A 22310-nucleotide genomic window follows, 5' to 3' on the forward strand; every position below is an offset into this window, starting at 1 on the left:
CGGTCAATATTCTCAAAAAAGAACCGAGCAAATTAAGTCTTCGCCGAAAGAGACGCCGAGCGGCAATGGATTCGGCCTATTTAGAAAAACTAATAAATGCTTAAAAAACATTCACGCTCTTGCCCTGCTATGGAAGACCATCACAGAGTCATCTTCTATTTATCGCGATGCGTTAATTGCCTCGATAATGATAAACCTTTTCGCTTTGGTTTCACCGCTATTTATTATGAATATCTATGACAAGGTCGTACCAAACCTTGCCTTTGAATCATTGTGGGTACTGGCTATTGGCGCAGCAATCGCTTATTTATTTGACCTAATATTGCGGCAATTGCGTAGTTACATCATTGATGTTGCTGGCAAAAAAACTGACATCATCGTTTCGTCTAAATTATTTGCCAAAGCCATAGGGATCCCGTTACAAAAACGTTCACCTAGTATCGGAGCGATGGCTAAACAACTAAGCGAATTTGATAATATTCGTGAATTTCTTACTTCCGCAACTTTAACCACTCTTGTCGATCTTCCTTTTGCATTTTTCTTTTTATTCATTATATATATCGTAGCGGGTGATCTGGTCGCTGTGCCTATGATTGGTAGCTTGTTGATCATTATTTATACCTTGTTGATCCAACCAAGACTCAAAGCAGCCATTGAAGAAAGTAGTAAATACTCAATGTTAAAACATGGTCACTTGATTGAAAGTTTAGCTGCGCTGGAATCGATTAAAGCCTATGGAGCAGAAGGGATTGTACAGCGTGCTTGGCAGCAAATGATTGGGCACACTGCAAATTGGCAATTAAAAGCCAAAAAGTTGTCTAACTCTGTCAGCCATGTGGCCAACTTTATTGTTCAATTTGTCGTGGTAGCGGTTGTGGTATTAGGAGTATATCGCGTTGCCGATGGTGATATTTCGATGGGGGGCATTATTGCGGCGGTGATGCTATCCAGTCGAGCTATATCTCCGATGGCACAATTAGCAAATCTAATGACCCGAGCGAATCAAACCCGAACCTCGCTGGAACAAATCGATACCATTATGAATTTTGAAGATGAACTCGAGAATAAAGGCCATCTTCTTAACGTCCAAAAACTCAATGTAAAAATAGAAGCGGATAATATCAGTTTCAGTTACCAAAATTCACCCAAACCCATCCTCCACCCAATGTCGTTCACCATTGAACCCGGCGAAAAAGTTGCCATCATAGGTAGAAATGGCTCAGGTAAATCGACTTTGGCAAAAATTATCACCGGTTTATATCAACCGAGTGGAGGTAGTCTTAGATTTGATGGCACCCATAGTCATCAAATTCACCCCTGCGATCTACGCCGAAATTTTGGTTACTTACCGCAAGATATCGTGCTTTTTCATGGTTCGATCCGAGATAACATTTTATTCGGAAGCCGTCAGGTCACAGAGCATCAACTCATTCGTGCCGTTCAACTTTCCGGTGTCAGCTTATTTACTAATCTTGAGTCTGAAGGATTAGATCAACAAGTTGGTGAAGGTGGATTATCCCTCTCGCGGGGGCAAAGACAAACCGTCGCGCTTGCCCGTGCCATCCTCAATGATCCACCCGTATTGGTAATGGATGAGCCAACTGCCAGCTTGGACTCACGCTCCGAGAAGCAATTTGTCAGGGCGATGCAGCAGACCTCCAAAAATAGAGGCCTATTACTGATCACCCATCAAATGAAACTACTGTCCTTAGTCGACAGAGTGATCGTACTCGATAAAGGGAAGGTTCTGGCTGATGGTCCGAAAGATGAAGTGCTGAAAAAATTAAGCTTAGGGTTACTGGCGGATAAGCAATCATGAAGAAAAATGCCCATCTATCCAGTAGAGATCTCGACATGGTCGATGACCTTTATGGTGCCATGTTGAGTGAGTCACCTCGAGGCCACAAACTCATGATCTGGGCTATTGCCGCCTTTATCTTGAGTTTTATTGCTTGGGCATCATTATCAAAACTCGATCGTGTCACCTCGGGGCTCGGGAAAGTCATCCCTTCATCTCAAATTCAAGTCATACAAAGTCTTGATGGTGGTGTGATCCAAAATATTTTCGTGCAAGAAGGCAACCTAGTCACCAAGGGGCAACCATTAGTTAGAATTGATGATACCCGCTTCCGCTCGGATTTTGCTCAGCAAGAGCAAGAAGTCAACAGCTTACAGGCGAATGTCGTGCGCTTAAGCACTGAACTCTCCAGCATTACCTTAGCTGAGGTTGACACCAATTGGCGAGAGCAAGTGATGATCAATCAGCAAGTATTATTATTTCCCCAACATTTGATTGATTCCCAAGACTCGCTTATTGCCCGTCAGATCCAGGAATACACCAGCCGACTGAATAACTTACATAACCAACTGGAGATCCAAGCTCGGCAAATTCAACAACGCCAGCAAGAGTCTGAGGAAGTGAAATCTAATATCCGCACCATGACAAAAAGTTTTCAGTTGATCAGTCGCGAACTTGAGCTGACCAAACCCCTCGCAGCCAAAGGGATTGTTCCTGAAGTCGAACTTCTCAAATTACAACGGACGGTCAATGATATTCAGGGAGAATTATCATCGATGCGACTCATGCTGCCAAAAATTAAAGCCGCGCTTGATGAAGCCATTCTTAAGCGTAGGGAAGCGGCATTGGTCTATATTTCAGAAGCACGTAAAGAACTCAATGAGCAGCAGTCACGCTTATCACGACTCAATGAAGCCAAATTAGGAGCACAAGACAAAGTCAGCAAAGCCATCATAAACTCTCCCGTCAACGGGACGGTGAAAAGCATTAACATCAATACATTAGGCGGAGTAGTTCAACCTGGGGTCGATATTATCGAGATTGTACCCTCTGAGGACCAACTACTGATTGAGACTCGAATACTGCCACAAGATATTGCTTTTTTATATCCAGGTCTACCAGCGGTCGTCAAAGTCTCAGCCTATGACTTTACGCGCTACGGTGGGCTGACCGGTGTTGTTGAACATATCAGCGCCGACACAACGCAAGATGAAGAAGGTAATAGCTTCTATATCATTAGGGTTCGTACTGATGAGTCGAACCTGATCAAAGATGATGGAAGCTTAATGCCCATTATTCCGGGCATGTTGACATCGGTTGATGTAATTATCGGGCAACGTACGATTATGGAATACATCTTAAATCCAATTTTACGAGCCAAGGAAAACGCTCTTCGTGAGCGATAGGTTTACAATCTGGAGGGATAAAATGAAATCCACGACAAATCTTGGCGCCAAGAAAAGCCTAATAGCAGTGTCAATCGCACTGTTATTACCTATCTCAGCGCAAAGTCAAACACTCGAGCATGTTGTTGCCCACACTCTGGATACCAATCCGGAGTTGCGTATTGCATTTAATCGTTTCAAAGCAAAAGAAGAACAGGTTAATCAAGCCTTTGCTGGATTCCTACCCTCACTGGATGTCAGCGCTGGTTACGGTATCGAAAATACCGATAGCCCCAGCACTCGACGCACGCGAGGCAGAGACAATGGCGATATCGAGCTAAAACGTGGCGAGGCTGGGATCAGTATTCGTCAAATGCTGTTTGATGGCTTTTATAGCTTTAGTGAACTCGATAGAACCGAGTATGAAGCCAGTGCTGAACAATGGGCTTTATACTCTGCTGCCGAGGATATGGCATTAGAGGTCAGTAAGGTCTATTTGAACTATCTTCGCAATGAACAAGTGCTGACCTTAGCGGAAAAAAACTTACTCACGCATCAGAATATTTATGATCAAATCAAACAACGCACCGACTCTGGCTTAGGGTCCACCGCTGATTTATCACAAATTTCAGGACGACTGGCTCGCGCCAATGCCAATGTGATTTCTGCCAGAAACAACTTCTATGACGCGAAAGCTCAATTTATCAAAGTCACCGAAGTCACGCCTGATGGCCTGATCATCCCAGTGCCTGACGCAGATTTACTTCCTGAGACCTTTGCTGAGGTATCAATACTTGCCAAAGAGAATCACCCGATCCTCAAGTCAGCGGCAGTTGACATCAAAGCCGCAGAAAGCCAGCGAGAATCATCCCAATCAAATTATTACCCAACGATCTCATTAGAATTGGATGGTAATTGGAATAATAACCTCGATGGCGAGAATGGTACGAGCTTAGGCTCGGCTCAGGTCGGGGGTTATAACAACGATTTGGTGGCCATGGTGCGGATGAGATACAACCTGTTCGATGGCGGTAGGGATTTAGCCAAAGATAAAGAGGCCGCATATAAGGTTAACGAGTCAAAAGAGGTCCAACAGCGAGCCTACCGACAGGTGATTGAAGGAGCGAATCTGGCGTGGAATGCTTACGAGTCATTAGGCCCGCAAAAGAATTACATTAAACAACACGTCATCGCCGCCAAAGAGACTCAGTCTGCTTATACCCAGCAGTTTAATTTAGGGCAGCGAACCCTGCTCGATTTACTCGATACCGAAAACGAATTATTTGAGGCCAGAAAAGACTACTTGCAAGCCGAGTATGACCAAGTGATTGCGCAATATCGAGTACTCAATGCCACCGGCCAATTGCTCAATGCGTTACGTGTCACCAGGCCTTTGGAGTGGATGGGTGAAGATAATTATGAAGGAGGAGTAAACTAATGAAAGTCATATTATTAGTTGGCATGGCTCTGGCGGTTAGCGCGTGTGGTATGCGAGATATTCATACCATGAATGGTACAGAGCAAGTCAATAATCTCAATGATTTAGACAAAGATGGTGTGATTGAAGCCCGTGAACGCTGCAACGAAACGTATGCCGGTGCTGCTATCGATAATTATGGTTGCGGGAAAATCAAGCCGATTAACCAAAGCCAACAATTGGCCGTACTCTTCCCCAATGACTCTTTTTATCTTGATCCACAATACTATGGTGAAATTGAAGAAATTGCCGTTTTCATGCGTCAATTCCCAAACACCACAGTCACCATTGAAGGCCATTGCAGCCGCACAGGATCTTACGAACACAACTTAACGTTATCGCAAAAAAGGGCAGAAGCCGTGACATCGACGTTGTCACAACAATTTGGTATTGCCCCCGAACGTATGACGGCCATCGGTTATAGCTATGATCGCCCCGTTGATCCAAGCGATACCAAACAAGCTCATGTCGCCAACCGTCGCGTAATCGCCAACTTGGTCGGTGAAGACACCACTGCAGATATGAAATGGACTATCTTTAGTGTAGATGAATCCGATGAATAATAACCCCTAAGGGAATATGCAAAAACGACAAAGGAAGGTCAGTTTATTCCCCCTGTGTTGCTGTTTACTCATAGCGACACAGGGCATAGTGAACTCAGTGATGGCGTCGCTCGATTGGTTGGACGAATCGAAAATAACTCGAGCGTTGAGCGCACGCTATGGAGAAAGAGCTGGGATGCGATCAACAGCCTGGTTTAAAGTGCTTCATGCCAATCAAATGAGTTCTGAAGCCGACAAGCTTGCCGCCGTCAATGGCTTTTTCAATCTCTTCCGTTTTGTCGATGACAGTAAATTATGGGGTGACTCCAACTACTGGGCCACCCCGTTAGAATTTATTGGTGCCAATGGTGGGGATTGCGAAGACTTTGCCATTGCCAAATTCTTTTCATTGTTGCAATTGGGTATCCCTGAGGAAAAGATGCGCATCACCATGGTCAAAGCTACCAGCGTTAATCAGTACCATATGGTGCTGACTTACTATGAAACCCCAGGTTCCATTCCCTTAGTCTTAGATAATCTCGACCCTCAAATCAAACTGGCAACCAAACGTAAAGACCTGCTACCGGTTTACAGTTTTAATGGTAAGCAGTTGTGGTTAAACAAAGAAAAAGGCCAAGGTAAGCTCGCTGGTTCAGCCTCTAAACTTGAAAAGTGGAACAACTTAAGGCAGCGGCTAAATGTTAATAACCTCAAAAAACCCAAACTATCATTGGAGTAATCGACATGACATTGTTTAGACAGCTTTATGCGCTGTTATTTAGCTTGTTTATTCTCGTCATTGCCACCACTGGCTATGTGCAGTTCACTGAAACTCAAGACTTTCTTAGAAAGCAGATGGAATCTGACCTGAATAATGCCAGCCATTCACTGGGGCTAATGTTAGCCCCAGCGCTAGAATCGGGTGACAACGCGACGGCCGAAACCTTAGTCAACGTGATTTTTGAAGGCGGCTATTATCAACAAGTGATTTTGACTTGGAATGTCGATGGCCACCAGCAAGTTTGGGAGAATAAACTAGTGATTGAAGGCGTACCGCAATGGTTTATCGCCTTAGATTTATTTGACATTATTTCCAACCGTTCGACAATTACCTCGGGCTGGTTACAACTGGCAGAATTAGAGATTACTGCACACCCAGGCTTCGGCTATCACGAGTTGTGGCGCATCCTCAGCAACATGATTATCTTATTCTCTATCTTATTCTTGTTTGCCATTATCATTGCTAGGTATGGCTTAGGCTGGATTTTAAAGCCATTGCATGAAATCTCTGTCCATGCCAAGCACATTGCCCAAAGACAATTCGGCCCAGAAATGGCGTTACCTAAAACCGAAGAGCTAAAAGAATTAGTCACTGCCTTTAACAGCATGTCTTCGCAGTTAAAGTTAATCTTTGATTCGTTAGACGAAGAAGTGACTGCATTACGAAAAAAGAACCTGATGGATCATGTCTCTGGCCTCCCCAATCGTCAATACATGATGGGTCGCCTTGGTGCTTGGGTCAGCGAACCTAATTCTGGGGCATTTTTTCTGGTCAAAATGGACTGGTTAGATGAAGTCCATCATAAATTCGGCTTTGAAGTTCGCGATGAAACCATCCGTATCTTGGCGGAAGCGCTGCAACAAGAATTAACGCAAATCTCTGACTCGGTTATCTGCCGCATTGCCGCCTATGAGTTTTCATTTATGTTAGCTGATGTTGATCACGAAAAGATTGCCACCTATCTACAAACCTTGGTCAGAACCATTAATCAAGAAGTCGCCAAAGCCGGCTGTAATCCCAACGAAGGCTTTGCAATCGGTATTGCTCAGCGTCACAGTGACATGACAGTGTCAGACATTTTATCGCAAGCGGACAATGCGCTGCAGCAAGCCATTCAAGCACATAAGGTCTATCACTGGTTTGAATCAGACACTAAGCAGCTCTATACCCGCGAGCAGTGGCGCGATGAACTCAACACCGCCATCACCTCCGACAAGTTCCAATTCCGCTGGCAGGAAGTGAGATTAAATAACGATGCCGGGATTTTACAGCGCGAGATTTATTGCCAGTTGCAACTTCAAGGCAAAACCGTTCACGCCGGTCAATTTATGCCCTATATCGAATTACTCTCGTTAGGGTCATTACTCGACCGTTGCTTAATTAACTCTGTGGCCACCAGAGGCATCGTCGATAAGTTATCTGAGTCGGTGGCCATTAACCTGACCCATCAGAGTTTATCTGACGTTCAATTCCATCAGTGGTTAGCAGATTTTCTCAAAAAACAAAAAAATCCCCATAACATCGCTTTCGATATTCCCGAAGCTGGTGTTTACAGTAATCCCGACGCTTGTCAGGCATTGTGTAAAATCATTCGAGATGCCGGCGCCAGTTTTGGTATCGATCATTTTGGTCGTCAATTTGGCTCGATGTCTTACCTGCAAACGTTGCGACCCATGTATGTCAAACTGGATCAGTCGTTCGCTTATTATGATGAAAGTCAGCATAACAGTGAACTTTGCCGCGCCTTAATTAACGTTGCTAAGGGATTGAATATTAATGTGATTGTTACTGGGATCCAGGAGTTAACCCAATTACAGCGATTTGAATCACTTCATACTCAAGCGTATCAAGGATTTATTTCACCACCACAAGACATTAAAGAAGACTAAGCATCGGGACGCTTCAGGCATGAAGAGTCCCGTGTTGCTAGAAAAAGTGGCAACAAAAAAGCCTCGCATTGCGAGGCTTTTTTGTAATAAGTGGTCGGTGATAGAGGATTCGAACCTCTGACCCTCTGCTCCCAAAGCAGATGCGCTACCGGGCTGCGCTAATCACCGTAATACTTGTTTGCTCGCTCGACGTCAATCAAGCGGTAATAAATTGGTCGGTGATAGAGGATTCGAACCTCTGACCCTCTGCTCCCAAAGCAGATGCGCTACCGGGCTGCGCTAATCACCGAAATGGTAAAACATAAATCTTAACTAGAAATGGGGTGACTGATGGGGCTCGAACCCACGACAACCGGAATCACAATCCGGGACTCTACCAACTGAGCTACAATCACCACTGACTTTCTACTTTGCTAACAATCCGAAACCTTATCTGGTGCGCCCAGAAGGATTCGAACCCTCGGCCTCACCCTCCGGAGGGGTGCGCTCTATCCAACTGAGCTATGGGCGCCTGCCTTGTCAGCGAGGCATATAGTATGGATAAATGACCCCCGCGTCTAGCACTGTTTTCGATTTCGGAACTGTTTGCTCAACTTTTAGCTAGTTGACTCCAATCAAGTATATCTTCTTAGGTAAATTTGGCTTGGTGGAAGCCAATAATTATGGTAAATGTATGGTAAAAGTAAATAGCCACACAAAAACAACAAGAACAGTTTACACAATATGACTAGGGAAGGCGTTTACGCTCATGATGGCAAGGATATGCCGCATCAATCTGGCCTAGATATCCAATGCCAACATCAAATGACTCAGCTTCAACAACTGGCTGATAAGTATCTCGTTGCCCAACAAACTCGCGACACATTGCTTGACGTGTCCAAAATCGTCATGTCAGCAACCTCTCCCAAAGAATTTTATTTAGCCCTACATACTAAGCTACGCCAACTGATCGCGGCCGATAACTTCTACATTGCCTTCCTCAACCCGAAAACGCGACAGATGGAGCTGCCATTTTTTGCCGACGAAAAAGACTCTCACCCCACGGCTATCTATCCAGACCAAGCATTAAGCGACATCTTAAAGAAGGGCTTAACAGGCTATGTCCTCAGAACTGGGGAAGCAATTATTTGCGATGCCAAAAAGTGCCAAGAATTGGTACTGCAACAACAGATTGTCGATTTAGGAAGCCCCAGCGAATATTGGATAGGCGTCCCGATTAAGAGTAATGACACGGTAGCTGGTGTCCTCGCGGTGCAGTCTTATGATCCCCAGGCGGTATACACCGATAATGATATTGAATTGCTGAACTTCATTAGCCAGCATATTTCTGGGATGCTTAATCGCTTTATGCATCATGAAGCACTTGAGCAAGCCATTCAGCAGCGCACCTACGAGTTATCGCAGCTCAACCAACGCCTTACGCAAGAGGTCAACGAAAGACGCAAAGCGGAACATCTACAAAAGTCGTTATTTGATATTGCCAACTTGGCAAATGCGCGCGTAGAGGATAAAGAGTTCTACCCCAAATTACATCAAATCTTAAGCCATCTATTACCGGCAAATAATTGTTATATTGCCCTTCTCGACGAAGACGATTTTAGTATCAGTTTTCCGTTTTACTTATCTCAACGCCACTTGTCGTCACCCAAGGTAAGAAAAATTAGCGATGGCTTATCTGAGTACGCCATGATGCAACGCCGGCCACTGCTCTTGTCGCAGCACCAAATCGTAGAGTTATTAGAACAAAAACAAATTTATGCACTCGATCCCGACCTCAATCACACCCAAGACGTACATCAGTGGATAGGTATTCCGCTTTTTATCCAAGGGAAAGTAAAGGGGGCCCTCACCATTTACAGCTTAGCGGGAGCTCACAACTATCAAGCTAGCGATGTGGAATTGCTCACCTTTGTGTCGCAACACATTGCGACCGCCATTGAACGCAAACAACATTATGAATTGCTTGAACAAAAGGTAGTGCAACGCACCAAAGCCCTTTCTGAAATCAATCAAGATCTCCAAAACGAAGTCTCAAGACGCCAAAAAATCGAGCAAAATCTGACACATCAAGTACAACATGACCATTTAACTGGCTTGCCCAACCGCCACTTATTTATGGCAAAATTAGACGCAGCAATTCACGAGTCCCACCAGCAAGACAATCAAAACTTCGCTCTATTATTTATTGATTTAGATAGATTCAAATTGATCAATGACACCCTAGGACACTTAGAGGGCGATCGCTTTCTGATTGAAACAGCAGCGCGGTTAACATCATGTATTCGAGGCCAAGATATTCTTGGCCGTTTAGGCGGTGATGAATTTGTGATCCTGTTGCAACACCTCAAGCATAAGCAAGATGCTATTGATGTGTGTGACCGCATTATCGAAGCTTTAACCAAGCCATTTATTCTGGGTAATCGTCAATTTCGCTCCGGTGCCAGTATCGGTGTGGCGCTCAATGAGTCTAAGCCTAATGAAACCAGTGAATCATTGCTTAAAAATGCCGATACGGCCATGTATCAAGCCAAATCCCAGGGCAAAGGTTGTTATGTGATTTATCGCCATCAAGCTCACTATCATCATAACCACATTGAGCACCATTTAAGCCAAGAACTCAAATACGCCTTACAACACGACAAGCTCAATATCACTTACCTGCCTATTTATGATTTAACCACCCAGCATTGTGTCGCTTTTGAGGCCAAGCTGATTTGGCGCCACGCAGCGCTGGGGAAAATCAAACAAGATCAACTAAATAATTTGGCTGCCCACGGCGACTTTAGATGTGCACTTGACTACTATCTGTTGGAAAAACTCAAGTCAGAATATTCACGGCTTGAACGCGACTATCCTTTGTGCCAACTGCATGTGCATTTGAGCTCGCTCCATCTTGCCAAGAATACAGCGATTACCGAGTTAGTCGCCGTGTTGCATAGCATCTGTGACGCTAAATCAGCTCTAACACTACTGTTTGAAGAAAAGTGCCTCACCCATGACAGCAGTGCCAGCAAGCTCGGCTTTGAAACGCTCGACTTGTGTCAGGTCAAATTAGGGATTTATGCCTACGGTATTAGTTATAGCGCACTGAGCAATATTTCGTTTATGCCCATTAGCGCCATCAAGTTAGATCCTAGTATTGCCCAGCACTTAGACCATCATCATCACCTCAAGCTTGCCAAAGCGTGCGTACTCGCCGCCGAAGCGCTGGAATTAACCTGCTTTGGTGCTGGGTTAACAGAACCTTGGCAGCAACTCAGCTACCAAGCATTAGGATTGAGGTTCGCTCAAGGTCAACTATTAGGCGATGTTGTCGAGCTCCCCCCCCAAAAATCCAAGCACAACACGATTACTTCTTAAGCATGGCGCGAATGTTGGCAATATTGGCCTTGCCTGATTGCTGGCGTTCCTCGGCAGATTGATTGGGTTTACGGTTTTCCCAGACTAAATCATCTTGCGGCAACTCCATCAAAAAACGACTAGGCTCACAACGTAAGGTCTCGCCAAACTGCCGTCTTTCACGGCATAGGGTAAACCATAGCTCTCGTTGAGCGCGAGTAATGCCCACATAGGCCAGGCGGCGCTCTTCATCCACATTATCTTCATCTATGCTGGTCTGATGCGGTAAAATGCGCTCTTCCGTGCCGACCATAAAGACATATGGGTATTCAAGCCCCTTTGAGGCATGCAGAGTCATTAACTGTACCTGATCACCACTTTCATCTTCACTGTTGCGCTCCATCATGTCTCTGAGCGTGAGTCGGGTCACGACCTCAGGTAAAGTCATAGCCTCATCTAAATCATCGCCCTCTAGCATTTCGGTGACCCAACGGTACAGCTCCGAAATATTCTTCATCCGCATTTCTGCCGCTTTCGCGCTTGCACTGGTCTCGTACAAATAATCTTCATAATTGATTTTACGGATCAGCTGTTTGATCGCATCGACAGGCTCCCCACGCTTAGCTATTTCACTGGTATCGACAATAAAGCGACCAAATTCATACAAGGTTCCCATCGCCGCAGGTGGCAAATGATGATTCAGTTCTGCCTGAAAAATCGCTTCAAACATGGAAATATGTTTTTCATTGGCATAGTTGCCAAGGCGCTCAAGCGTGGCCGGACCTATTCCGCGTTTAGGCAGATTAACGATTCTCAAGAAGGCATTGTCATCATCAGGATTCACCACCAGCTTTAGGTACGCCATGATGTCTTTAATTTCTGCCCGAGCAAAAAACGAGGTGCCGCCACTTAATTTATAGGGGATGCGGTTCGTCATGAGCGCCCGTTCGAGCAAGCGTGACTGATGATTGCCTCGATATAAAATGGCGTAATCCCCATACTGACTGCGATTAACGAATTTATGACGAACAATTTCTGCCACTACCCGCTCCGCTTCTTGCTCTTCATTCGCGGCCGTTAATACCCGTAACGGTTCACCATAGGCCAATTCGCTAAATAAAGCTTTATCATAAACGTGGGGATTGTTGGCAATCAGGATATTGGCGGCGCGCAGTATTCGTTGACTAGAGCGGTAATTTTGCTCCAATTTAATGAGCTTTAATTGCGGAAAATCTGTGCCCAACAACACCAAGTTTTGGGGTTTAGCCCCACGCCACGAATAGATCGATTGATCATCATCGCCCACCACAGTAAATCTGGCGCGCTCCCCCACTAGCAATTTCACTAACTCATACTGGCTGGTGTTAGTATCTTGATATTCATCGACTAATAGATACTGGATCCGCTGTTGCCAGCGAGATCTCACTTCTTGCTTATGCCTGAGCAGCAATGTTGGCAATAGGATCAAATCATCAAAGTCCAGCGCGTTATAAGCCTTCATATGTTGGGCATAGCGCTGGTAAAGCAAGGAAAACAACTGTTCCTGCTCACCTTTGGCAATTTTACGAGCATGATCTGGGATGACCAACGCCCCTTTCCAATTGGAAATCGCCGTCGCCAGTTGCTTCAGTAAATCTTTATCTTCTTGTAACTCTTTTTCTGTTAATTCCTTCAGTAACGCTAAGGTATCTTGATCATCAAACAATGAGAAACCGGGTTTAAGCCCCAATTGCTTATACTCACGCTTAATGATCTCCAGCCCTAATGTATGAAAGGTCGAAATCCATAGCCCTCGGGCTTCTTTGCGCCCCATGGCGCTTGCCACCCGCTCTTTCATTTCACGCGCGGCTTTATTGGTGAAGGTAACCGCGGCAATATGCTTAGCCTGATAACCGCATTTTTGAACCAAATACGCGATTTTATTAATGATCACACGGGTCTTACCACTGCCAGCTCCCGCTAACACTAAACAAGGTCCGGAGACATAATGGACGGCATCATCTTGCGCAGCATTTAATTTCATTTGCGTTATAACCTTAAGGACTAATCAGGGGGATCATAGCAGATCCACTATCATCAAAGGCAAAAACCCGCAGCTTAGATAATGATTAGATGGCGAGCATATGGCCGCTACCTTAAACCTGATTCATACGCACGACCAAGTTAACAACTGTAACGCCTAACGATATTCAAACTCTACCTACCTGATAGCATTCTTGAACTAAGCTTAAATTCGTTCGATTAACTTACACATAAGAGGCTTCTACAATGAAGAAGTGGTTCAGTATCATGTTCATAATTGCCGTCATCGCCTTTGGGAGCGTTATCGCATTTAATCTGTTTGTTGAGCATAAAACCGCCGAGGCAATCGCCAATATCCCAGAAGCTAAATTCCCGGTGACCGCTACCAAACTGACCCCTAAAGGTTGGCAACCCACGATTGATGCCATTGGGTTTGTCGAACCTAACCAAGGGGTTACCTTAGCTAACGAGGTTTCAGGAATCGTCACTAGTATTGATTTCGACAACGGTAGTAACGTCGATAAAGGCGCATTACTGATTGGCTTAGATAGCGCGGTTCAAATCGCAAACTTAAAAACTAGCGAAGTCCAATTACCCGCCTTGCAAGCCGACTATGAACGCCTCAACCGGTTATATAAACAGAAGTCAGTGTCCCGACAAGATTTAGACAATGCCCAATCCAAATATTTATCCATGCAAGCCGATATCGATAGCCTCAAAGCCACGATTGCTCAACGCCAAATTACCGCTCCATTTAGCGGTTTGGTGGGGATCCGAAACGTCAATTTAGGCCAATACCTGCAAGTGGGTACCGATATCGTGCGCTTAGAAGATATCAGCAGTATGAAGATCCGCTTTACTATCCCGCAAACACAAATATCCAAAATCAATGTGGGTCAATCTATTCATGTTTTCGTCGATGCTTATCCAGAGCAACCTTTCATTGGCACCATCAGCGCCATAGAACCTGCGGTATTTTATCAAAGTGGCTTAATCCAAGTGCAAGCCAATATTCCCAATGAAGATAGCCTGCTGCGCAGTGGCATGTTTGCGCAAGTGGCCATTATCCTCCCTGAATTAAAAGATCAATTTGTGCTACCGCAAACCGCCATTAACTTTGCCCTCTACGGTAACTCTGTTTACGTGATTAATACGACCGAAGAACAAGGCAAGCCCGTCAATCGAGTCGAGCAAGTGAATGTTGATGTGATTGAGCGTCAGGGCAGCCAAGCCTTAGTCTCAGGCAAGCTTCAGGCGGGTCAACAAATTGTGACATCAGGATTAGTGCGACTCAGCAATAAAAGTAAAGTTAGCATTGTCGCGGATGAGATCAACACTCCGACCGCCTTGCCACAACTATAGACGGAGGTTCCCATGCGCTTTACTGATATTTTTATTCGACGTCCGGTGTTAGCGGCTTCAATTAGTGTCTTGATGCTGATCTTAGGCATTAATGCCTTATTAGGTTTACAAGTTCGCCAATACCCTAAGATGACCAACACTGTGATAACTGTCAGCACCGGTTATTACGGGGCAGACTCCACCTTAATCGAAGGCTTCATTACGCAACCGCTCGAGCAAGCATTAGCCCAAGTTGAAAATGTTGACTTTATGAGTTCACAAAGCTTCCTTGGTACGTCATCTATCTCGGTCAATATGAAGCTCAACACCGACCCCAACGCGGCGCTCGCCAACGTATTATCACAGATAAACTCGGTGGCATCACAACTACCAAAAGAGGCCCAAGACCCCACTGTCACTATGTCGACAGGCTCACAAACTTCTGCGCTTTATATTGCGTTTTCAAGTGATCAAATCAATTCAAGTCAAATTACCGACTATCTCCAACGGGTGGTCACACCTCAGTTTTTTACCATCAATGGCGTATCCAAAGTAAACCTATATGGCGGTACCCCATACGCATTAAGAATTTGGCCCGATCCAGCCAGAATGGGCGCATTTAATATTAGCGCCTCCGAGTTAATGCAAGTGCTACAAGCCAACAACTTTCAATCGGCCGTGGGGCAAACTAACAGCTTTTTCACTTTACTCAATGGTACGGCTGACACGCAAGTCTCCACTGTCGAAGCGTTGGAGAATTTAATTATCAGTAGCAAAAAAGGCGCCGTGATCCGCCTTAGTGATATCGCTAAGGTGAGCTTGGCCAAGAGTCACGATATATATCGCGCGCTTGCCAATGGGAAAGAAGCCGTGGTGGTGGGTCTGGACGTGACACCAACCGCCAACCCATTGACCGTGGCCGCAGATGCTAGGGCTATGCTGCCCGAGATCCAGCAAAACCTCCCCGCTTCCATGCATGCCAGTATCTTATATGACTCCTCATTAGCTATTAATGACTCCATTGATGAAGTCGCTAAGACCATCATTGAGGCAGCCATTATTGTGATTGTGGTTATCATGCTGTTTATGGGCTCATTTAGAGCGGTAATCGTGCCAATTGTCACTATTCCATTGTCCCTGATTGGTGTAGGGGTAGTAATGGAAATGTTTGATTTTTCTTTGAATTTAATGACATTGCTAGCCATGGTGTTGGCGATTGGCTTAGTGGTCGATGATGCCATTGTGGTCGTCGAAAACATTGATAGACATATCAAGCTTGGCGAGTCGCCATTTAGAGCGGCCATTATTGGCACCCGTGAAATCGCCGTCCCAGTGATATCGATGACCATCACACTCGCCGCTGTCTATGCACCCATCGCATTAATGGGTGGGGTGACTGGCGCCCTGTTTAAAGAGTTTGCACTCACGCTAGCAGGCTCGGTTTTCATTTCAGGCATCGTCGCACTGACACTGTCTCCCATGATGTGTTCAAAGCTGTTGTTGGCTAATGCGAAACCGAATGCGTTTGAACAAAAAGTTGAGCATTTTCTTGAATCATTGGCCACAAAATACAGTCAGGGTTTGTCGGCCGTCATGGCTCACAAGCCAGTGATAGTCACTTTCGCCATCATCGTATTTATTTCGCTCCCCATTATGTTCAAATTTATCCCGTCACAATTAGCCCCCACCGAAGATCAAGGGGTCGTAATGCTAATGGGGACGGCACCATCGAATGCTAACCTTGATTATATTCAAAGCAATATGCAACTGGTGACCAATATCATCAAGACTCATCCGCAAGTTGCGGCCTCATTAGCCTTTGTTGGTATCCCGAGCTCAAATCAAGCCATGGGGATTGCCCCATTAGTGCCTTGGAGTGATCGCGAACTCAGCCAACAGCAGTTACAAGCCATTATAGGTAAAGAGGTTAAGGAAATTCCCGGCGTGGCAGTCACCACCTTTAACATGCCCTCCCTCCCAGGTGCATCGAGTGGGCTACCGGTACAATTTGTCATCACCAGTTCGAGCTCATTTGAAAGTATTTTTCAGATTGGTACCAATGTCTTAGATAAGGTGCAGAACAATGCCCTATTTGTATATTCTGAAATAAATCTCAAGTATGACTCGGGCACCATGAAAATTAACATCGATAGAGATCTGGCTGGCGCGTATGGCATCACCATGCAGGATATCGGCATGACGTTAAGCACCATGATCACCGACGGTTACGTTAACCGTGTCAATATTGACGGTCGAGCTTATGAAGTGATCCCTCAAGTCGAGCGTAAATACCGCGCAAATCCCGATGCATTAAAAGATTATTATCTCATCGCCGCCAACGGCATGGCAGTGCCATTATCGAGTTTAGTCACCCTAGATGTGATTGCCGAACCTCGTTCGCTACCCCATTTCAACCAAATGAATTCAGTGACTATTTCGGCAGTGCCAGCACCAGGGGTGGCAATGGGGGATGCGATCAACTTCTTAGATCAAATAGGTGAAAATGAGTTACCCAAGGGCTACACCTACAATTTCTTAGGTGAGGCGCGACAATTTGTCGAAGAGGGAAATGCCATGTATGCCACCTTTGGACTGGCATTAGCCATTATCTTTTTAGTGTTGGCGAGCCAATTTGAAAGCCTACGCGATCCCATTGTTATTCTAATTTCCGTGCCCTTGGCCGTCAGCGGAGCCCTGATTGCCTTAGGTTGGACTCATATCTTTGGCTTAACCTCGTTAAATATTTATACCCAAGTCGGGCTGATTACTTTAGTGGGCCTAATCAGTAAACACGGAATATTAATGTGTGAAGTCGCTAAAGAAGAGCAGATGAACAATGGCCTCAATCGACAAGACGCTATCATGCATGCAGCCGCGATTCGTTTACGGCCAATCTTGATGACAACCGCGGCAATGATCGCAGGCTTATTGCCTTTATTATTTGCCTCTGGCGCCGGCGCGGCTTCTCGTTTCAATATTGGAATTGTGATTGTCGCAGGCCTCGGCATTGGCACCATCTTTACCCTGTTTGTGTTGCCCGTAATTTACACCTTTATTGCCGAGAAACATCATCCTTTACCCGAGTTTGATGAGAACTCGAGCCCAGCCTCAGCAGGAGTTGCAGAAGTAAAATAACCTCATCGGTTGCCAGTGTTATTGCGCTGGCAACCGTCAGCTGATCTTTTAATAGGAATAATTCGATCATATCGTTAAAATATTCACAATCATAAGTCAATATTTAACTACCTGGACGGCTCTCGTGATCTCAGTGGTATTACCTGCAAAAAATGAAGCGGAAAATCTTCCGAGCTTAATCAATGAAATCGCCACAACATTGGCATCGCGCGACAATTTCGAAATTATCGTTGTCGATGATGGCAGCAGCGACAATACGTTTGAGGCCTCAATTCAAGCGGCCGAACTCGTCGGTGCCGACATCACAATGATCCGTCATCGGTTCAGTGCTGGTCAAAGCACCGCGCTCAGTACTGGGATCCAACATGCTAAAGGTGAATTGATCGTGACCCTAGATGCTGATGGTCAAAATGATCCCGCGGACATCCCCGCGCTAGTGGCTATGGCAAAATCCGCAGACACACCACACTTTTGTGTGGCTGGTTTCCGAAAAAAACGCAAAGATACTGCTTGGGTAAGATTCCAATCTCGCATCGCCAATAACATCCGCAATAGCTTACTGAACGATGGCGTACCAGACACCGGCTGCGGTTTAAAATTATTCCCCCGCGACACCTTCTTGCAGCTTCCCTATTTCGATCATATGCATCGCTACTTGCCAGCCCTCATTAAAAGACTCGGTGGCAACATTTATATCGTGGAAGTCAATCACAGAGACCGACAAGCAGGGACATCTAACTACAACGCTTGGAATCGAGCTTGGGTAGGTATCAGCGATATGCTGGGCGTAATGTGGCTTCAAAAAAGAAGCCGTATTATTCAGATTGAAAAAACCGAACAACATAAGGCCAAATAATGAAATGGCTGTTAAAGGCTGGCCTACTCTTTTCAATTGTCATGCTATTGATCTTAGCTGAAGAAAACGACCTTTTCAGCCAACTGACTAACACTCATTGGCTGAGTCAATATATACAAGACAATGGCCATTGGGCACTTTTCACTCTTAGTGTATCAGGCATTGCTTTTACGGCTATCGGCGGCCCCCGGCAGTTGATAGCCACCATGTTTGGTTTCTGTTATGGCGGTCTTAACGGGGCAATATGGTCGACAGGTATTGCCATCATTGGTGCGCTGTTAGCATTTTACTCAGCCCGCTTTATCTTTAAAGATCTATTGGAGCAGCATTTCCAGCGCAAGCTGGATATGTTCAATCACGTCTTTAGCCGTGACGCTTGGATCAAAGTGATGACCATACGCCTGTTACCCGTAGGCAGTAATTTAGTCACTAACTTACTCGCTGGCAGCACCCGAATATCGGCGACCAGCTTTACCCTAGGTAGCCTCATTGGCTACCTGCCTCAGATGCTCATTTTTAGTTTTATTGGCGCAGGGATCAGTTTTTCTGATCGTGGCCAGCTAATGGTTAGCCTCTGTCTTATCGTGCTTTCTGTATTTCTTATTGGTTTTTTACGTCATCGTCGCTTAAAACAAAATGGATCCACATCATGACACCATTACAACGAGCGGCACAGCTCGAAGACTACCATAAAATTTTAAGTTTACTTTTTCTCTTTGCCGCCGTGTTAATCTTTTCAGGGATAGGCCTCAGATCGCCCTGGCCCGCTGACGAGCCAAGATTTGTTGAAGTCGCCCGTGAAATGGTGCAATCGGGCCAATGGCAATTTCCCCTCAGAGGGGGCGAAGCCTACCCGGATAAACCGCCGGTGTTTATGTGGGCTATCGCACTTTTTTACCAAGTAACTGACAACCTGAAAGTGTCTTTCTTACTCCCAAATGCATTATGCGGCCTGTTGACGCTGTTGTTAGTCTTTGACTTAGGCAGTCGTATTTGGAACGTTAAGGTCGGGCGTAATGCTGCCTTATTATTGTTAATCGCCCCCCAGTTCTTAATTCAAGCCAAAAATGCCCAAATTGATGCCATGGTCATGTGCTGGATCACCCTAGGTTGTTATGGCTTATTACGCCATTTTATCACTGGTCCACATTGGCGCTGGTACTTTGCATCTTGGGGCTTTATGGGGCTTGGTGTGATAACCAAAGGCGTTGGCTTCTTGCCGGCCTTAATGATGCTGCCAATTTTAGCGCTCGCTTGGAGGGAGAAACACAATTTCAATGGCGCTTTAAAATGGAAAGCGCTCGCAGGCCCGTTAGTCATGCTCGCAGTGATAGCAGCGTGGTTAGTCCCGATGTTACTGGCTGTTGAAGCCAGCCAAACCAGCGAATTTATCAATTATCGTAATAATATATTATTTAAACAGACAGCCGAACGGTATGTGGATGCATGGCACCATATTAAACCTTGGTACTATTTTATTGTGAGTGTCATTCCAGTGTTATGGTTTCCACTGCCACTTCTCTTGCTCGCCTATTGGCGCCAATGTATAGCACTGTTCAAAAACAACCAGCCGCTATTGATCCTGATGGCATGGGTGCTATTAGTCTTAGCATTCTTCAGCATTAGCCCCGGCAAGCGAGGCGTCTATATTCTGCCAGCGTTACCTATGTTCAGCCTTATCATCGCCGTTGTCATTAACAATGTATCCAGAAACAAAGTCGTTGAACTCCTCATTAAAGGGCTCGTATTACTGCTAAGTGCAGTCGTGTTAATAGCTGGGATATTGTTATTTGCGGAACACCCAAAGTTATTGGCTAAGCTAAGTGATTATTCGACCACTACCTTACCTTTGGCTTGGTTCCTATCACTCACTGGCGCCGTGTTGATCGCACAATATTGTGTCCTACGAAAACAACCTGCCTTAGTCAATTGGGGAGGACTAACCGCGACCTTATGGCTTGCAATCAGTTGGTTCGGATACCCTTTACTTGAACCAATGAGGACGCCACAGCAGCTCATGCAGAAAGTCGCCACCACCATCGGTGAGGATGCCCAATTGGGTTTAATCGATTTTAAAGAACAATTTATCTTGTTCTCCCCCGTTGACATCACGCATTTCAGCTATTTAAGCCCCACCAGTGAACAAGAGCGCAATGCTTGGCAGTGGATAAATGAAGATGAACGACGTTACTTACTCATCCCAGCGGGATCGCAATTAGCCTGTTTTGACTTAATGGCTGGCAATAATATGGGAAGTGCACATAGAAAAGACTGGATATTACTCTCTGCAGCACAAGCGCAGCCCGATTGCTTGCCACCGAAAGAGATCCAGCGCTTTTTCACCCCCCATCCAGCGCAATGGTTAAATAACTAATCGACATTGACTGACCCACACCCATTTATTGAGAAACAAGGTAAATGGGTGTGCTCAATGGTCATCAAAGGTCCACAAATAACGAGGTAAGGCGTTAGTCTATCCGGCTCAATTGATAATGCAGCAACCCCATGCCGCCGTGGCCGACAATATAGGCAATGAGCACTCCCGTCAGATCTTGATGCAATTCTCTAAGCCAAGGCCAATCTATCCCGCCGAGCCATAAAGCAAACCACACCAAACCGCTGAGAACCACAGCCAAGATTGCAGCAAGACCAAGCCCTTGCACCACAGCAGCAACGCCCCCTGGCTGCACATTGGGCAACTGTTTGGATTTTAGCTGCCTTAAATCCGCATAAAATGGCTGCAAGTCTCCCGCTAAATAGGGGTAATAGTAGCGCCAGCCCCGCTGTCGAAATTGGACAGTGACAAACCCAAGGATAACCACCGCCATCACACTTCCTTCAACGCAATGCAGCCAACTTGCCAGCATCTCAAATGAGCTACCAACGAACGCCCCTCGCTTAACATGCATAAAATTACTTAACAGAAATTGGTTTAACACCAAAAAAATGAGTAATACGTGTAAAGTACGCGTTGTTTGTTGCTGTTGTTGACCCAAATAAGCCCAAAAACCCGTCAGCCATGCCATCAATATTTCCTTCTTGTTAACCAGACTTGAGTATGGAACATAGTGAACTGTTTTTGAGTTTTTTATCTTGTCTAAGGTACACTATCTAGATTAAACCTAGGACAGAGATGCCTCATGTTAAACCCAAAGAAAATTGAAGATATTGCCCGACAACTGAGCGAAAACCTACCATCCGGCCTAAAACAAGCGGTGGGTGAATTTGAAGAAAAAACCAAGCAAGTGTTGCAACAGCAATTACTCAAATTAGATATGGTCTCTAGAGAAGAATTTGACGTACAACAACACGTCTTATTAAAAACACGAGAGAAACTCGATAGCCTGCAGGCGCAGGTAACCGAGCTAGAAGCTATGCTCAATAGCATGAATAAGTAATAAGTTATCGTGACGGTGACCTCAATCACCGTCGCCTCCACATGCTCAAGAACAACCGTTCCCCAAGTCCACTCACTATAAGCTCTGCTAAATCTACACCTACACCTACACCTAGCAATCAACACTTGTTACCACCGTTTCGCAACAATACTTGAACGACAACAGCGGCGCAGTATCAAGGCATAAGCTGCCATAAATAGCGATAGTTTTCAGCGCTGTAAACGAAAAAAGCCCGTTACATCAGTAACGGGCTTATCTCTTATTAGGCGCCTGGAAATGACCTACTCTCGCATGGGGAAGCCCCACACTACCATCGGCGCGACTGCGTTTCACTTCTGAGTTCGGAA

Annotated in this window: 15 protein-coding genes and 4 tRNA genes; 13 read left to right on the plus strand and 6 right to left on the minus strand. The window is 45.4% G+C overall.

The features are described from left to right. From KU855_RS16050 to KU855_RS16075, 6 genes are all read left to right on the plus strand, one after another. Positions 1 to 1819, plus strand: a 1819-nt coding sequence (locus KU855_RS16050) for a type I secretion system permease/ATPase (protein ID WP_218531517.1), incomplete at its 5' end; no start/stop codon positions are given. Beyond that, positions 1816 to 3204, plus strand: coding sequence for an HlyD family type I secretion periplasmic adaptor subunit (locus KU855_RS16055; RefSeq protein WP_218531519.1), 1389 nt, complete (start codon positions 1816 to 1818; stop codon positions 3202 to 3204). The genes KU855_RS16050 and KU855_RS16055, both read left to right, overlap by 4 nt. Before the next feature lie 22 nt (positions 3205 to 3226). Further along, a complete protein-coding gene (locus tag KU855_RS16060; protein ID WP_218531525.1) occupies positions 3227 to 4621 on the plus strand; it encodes a TolC family outer membrane protein in 1395 nt (464 codons plus the stop codon). Then, a complete protein-coding gene (locus KU855_RS16065; protein ID WP_218531527.1) occupies positions 4621 to 5223 on the plus strand; it encodes an OmpA family protein in 603 nt (200 codons plus the stop codon). The genes KU855_RS16060 and KU855_RS16065 overlap by 1 nt, the downstream gene beginning before the upstream one ends. Positions 5224 to 5239: 16 nt before the next feature. Further along, positions 5240 to 5941: a transglutaminase-like cysteine peptidase gene (locus KU855_RS16070; protein WP_218531529.1), complete on the plus strand. Its 702-nt coding sequence runs from the start codon at positions 5240 to 5242 to the stop codon at positions 5939 to 5941. A gap of 5 nt (positions 5942 to 5946) precedes the next feature. Next, the gene (locus KU855_RS16075; RefSeq protein WP_218531531.1) at positions 5947 to 7872 is read left to right on the plus strand and encodes an EAL domain-containing protein; all 1926 of its coding nucleotides are present in this window, start codon (positions 5947 to 5949) and stop codon (positions 7870 to 7872) included. A gap of 91 nt (positions 7873 to 7963) precedes the next feature. Here KU855_RS16075 and KU855_RS16080 read toward each other — a convergent pair. From KU855_RS16080 to KU855_RS16095, 4 genes are all read right to left on the minus strand, one after another. Further along, a tRNA-Pro gene (locus KU855_RS16080) sits at positions 7964 to 8040 on the minus strand. Between the two features lie 44 nt (positions 8041 to 8084). Next, a tRNA-Pro gene (locus tag KU855_RS16085) sits at positions 8085 to 8161 on the minus strand. Between the two features lie 30 nt (positions 8162 to 8191). Then, positions 8192 to 8267: transfer RNA gene (locus KU855_RS16090), tRNA-His, on the minus strand. 39 nt (positions 8268 to 8306) lie between these two features. Further along, positions 8307 to 8383 (minus strand) — tRNA-Arg (locus KU855_RS16095). A gap of 251 nt (positions 8384 to 8634) precedes the next feature. Between KU855_RS16095 and KU855_RS16100 the strand changes: the two genes are divergently transcribed. After that, a complete protein-coding gene (locus tag KU855_RS16100; RefSeq protein ID WP_218531536.1) occupies positions 8635 to 11232 on the plus strand; it encodes a diguanylate cyclase domain-containing protein in 2598 nt (865 codons plus the stop codon). Here KU855_RS16100 and rep read toward each other — a convergent pair. Then, a complete protein-coding gene (rep, locus tag KU855_RS16105) occupies positions 11222 to 13234 on the minus strand; it encodes a DNA helicase Rep (RefSeq protein ID WP_218531538.1) in 2013 nt (670 codons plus the stop codon). The genes KU855_RS16100 and rep overlap by 11 nt on opposite strands. Before the next feature lie 245 nt (positions 13235 to 13479). Between rep and KU855_RS16110 the strand changes: the two genes are divergently transcribed. From KU855_RS16110 to KU855_RS16130, 5 genes are all read left to right on the plus strand, one after another. Continuing rightward, positions 13480 to 14595: an efflux RND transporter periplasmic adaptor subunit gene (locus tag KU855_RS16110; RefSeq protein WP_218531540.1), complete on the plus strand. Its 1116-nt coding sequence runs from the start codon at positions 13480 to 13482 to the stop codon at positions 14593 to 14595. Positions 14596 to 14607: 12 nt separating this feature from the next. Then, positions 14608 to 17709 (plus strand): multidrug efflux RND transporter permease subunit, encoded by a 3102-nt coding sequence (locus KU855_RS16115; protein ID WP_218531544.1) that lies wholly within the window; start codon positions 14608 to 14610, stop codon positions 17707 to 17709. A 124-nt stretch (positions 17710 to 17833) separates the two neighbouring features. After that, positions 17834 to 18565 (plus strand): glycosyltransferase family 2 protein, encoded by a 732-nt coding sequence (locus tag KU855_RS16120; RefSeq protein ID WP_218531547.1) that lies wholly within the window; start codon positions 17834 to 17836, stop codon positions 18563 to 18565. Then, on the plus strand, positions 18565 to 19218 hold the full coding sequence (locus tag KU855_RS16125; protein ID WP_218531549.1) for a TVP38/TMEM64 family protein: 654 nt from the start codon (positions 18565 to 18567) through the stop codon (positions 19216 to 19218). Before KU855_RS16120 ends, KU855_RS16125 begins: the two co-directional genes overlap by 1 nt. Beyond that, positions 19215 to 20939, plus strand: a complete 1725-nt coding sequence (locus KU855_RS16130) for a glycosyltransferase family 39 protein (RefSeq protein ID WP_218531550.1) — start codon at positions 19215 to 19217, stop codon at positions 20937 to 20939. Before KU855_RS16125 ends, KU855_RS16130 begins: the two co-directional genes overlap by 4 nt. A gap of 94 nt (positions 20940 to 21033) precedes the next feature. Here KU855_RS16130 and KU855_RS16135 read toward each other — a convergent pair whose 3' ends face one another. Continuing rightward, positions 21034 to 21591 (minus strand): cytochrome b/b6 domain-containing protein, encoded by a 558-nt coding sequence (locus KU855_RS16135; protein WP_218531551.1) that lies wholly within the window; start codon positions 21589 to 21591, stop codon positions 21034 to 21036. Between the two features lie 114 nt (positions 21592 to 21705). On the opposite strand from KU855_RS16135, the gene KU855_RS16140 reads away from it, so the two are divergent. Then, positions 21706 to 21963, plus strand: a complete 258-nt coding sequence (locus tag KU855_RS16140; protein WP_218531553.1) for an accessory factor UbiK family protein — start codon at positions 21706 to 21708, stop codon at positions 21961 to 21963. The last annotated feature ends 347 nt before the right edge of the window (positions 21964 to 22310 follow it).

It is taken from the genome of Shewanella sp. NIFS-20-20, from assembly GCF_019209865.1.
GTDB lineage: Bacteria > Pseudomonadota > Gammaproteobacteria > Enterobacterales > Shewanellaceae > Shewanella.

Excerpts from the sequence above, each read along its gene's own strand:
- KU855_RS16055 (WP_218531519.1), top strand. The coding sequence starts at position 1,816 with ATGAAGAAAAATGCCCATCTATCCAGTAGAGATCTCGACATGGTCGAT.
- KU855_RS16060 (WP_218531525.1), top strand. The coding sequence starts at position 3,227 with ATGAAATCCACGACAAATCTTGGCGCCAAGAAAAGCCTAATAGCAGTG.
- KU855_RS16065 (WP_218531527.1), top strand. The coding sequence starts at position 4,621 with ATGAAAGTCATATTATTAGTTGGCATGGCTCTGGCGGTTAGCGCGTGT.
- KU855_RS16070 (WP_218531529.1), top strand. The coding sequence starts at position 5,240 with ATGCAAAAACGACAAAGGAAGGTCAGTTTATTCCCCCTGTGTTGCTGT.
- KU855_RS16075 (WP_218531531.1), top strand. The coding sequence starts at position 5,947 with ATGACATTGTTTAGACAGCTTTATGCGCTGTTATTTAGCTTGTTTATT.
- KU855_RS16100 (WP_218531536.1), top strand. The coding sequence starts at position 8,635 with ATGCCGCATCAATCTGGCCTAGATATCCAATGCCAACATCAAATGACT.
- rep (WP_218531538.1), bottom strand. The coding sequence starts at position 13,234 with ATGAAATTAAATGCTGCGCAAGATGATGCCGTCCATTATGTCTCCGGA.
- KU855_RS16110 (WP_218531540.1), top strand. The coding sequence starts at position 13,480 with ATGAAGAAGTGGTTCAGTATCATGTTCATAATTGCCGTCATCGCCTTT.
- KU855_RS16115 (WP_218531544.1), top strand. The coding sequence starts at position 14,608 with ATGCGCTTTACTGATATTTTTATTCGACGTCCGGTGTTAGCGGCTTCA.
- KU855_RS16125 (WP_218531549.1), top strand. The coding sequence starts at position 18,565 with ATGAAATGGCTGTTAAAGGCTGGCCTACTCTTTTCAATTGTCATGCTA.
- KU855_RS16130 (WP_218531550.1), top strand. The coding sequence starts at position 19,215 with ATGACACCATTACAACGAGCGGCACAGCTCGAAGACTACCATAAAATT.
- KU855_RS16135 (WP_218531551.1), bottom strand. The coding sequence starts at position 21,591 with ATGGCATGGCTGACGGGTTTTTGGGCTTATTTGGGTCAACAACAGCAA.
- KU855_RS16140 (WP_218531553.1), top strand. The coding sequence starts at position 21,706 with ATGTTAAACCCAAAGAAAATTGAAGATATTGCCCGACAACTGAGCGAA.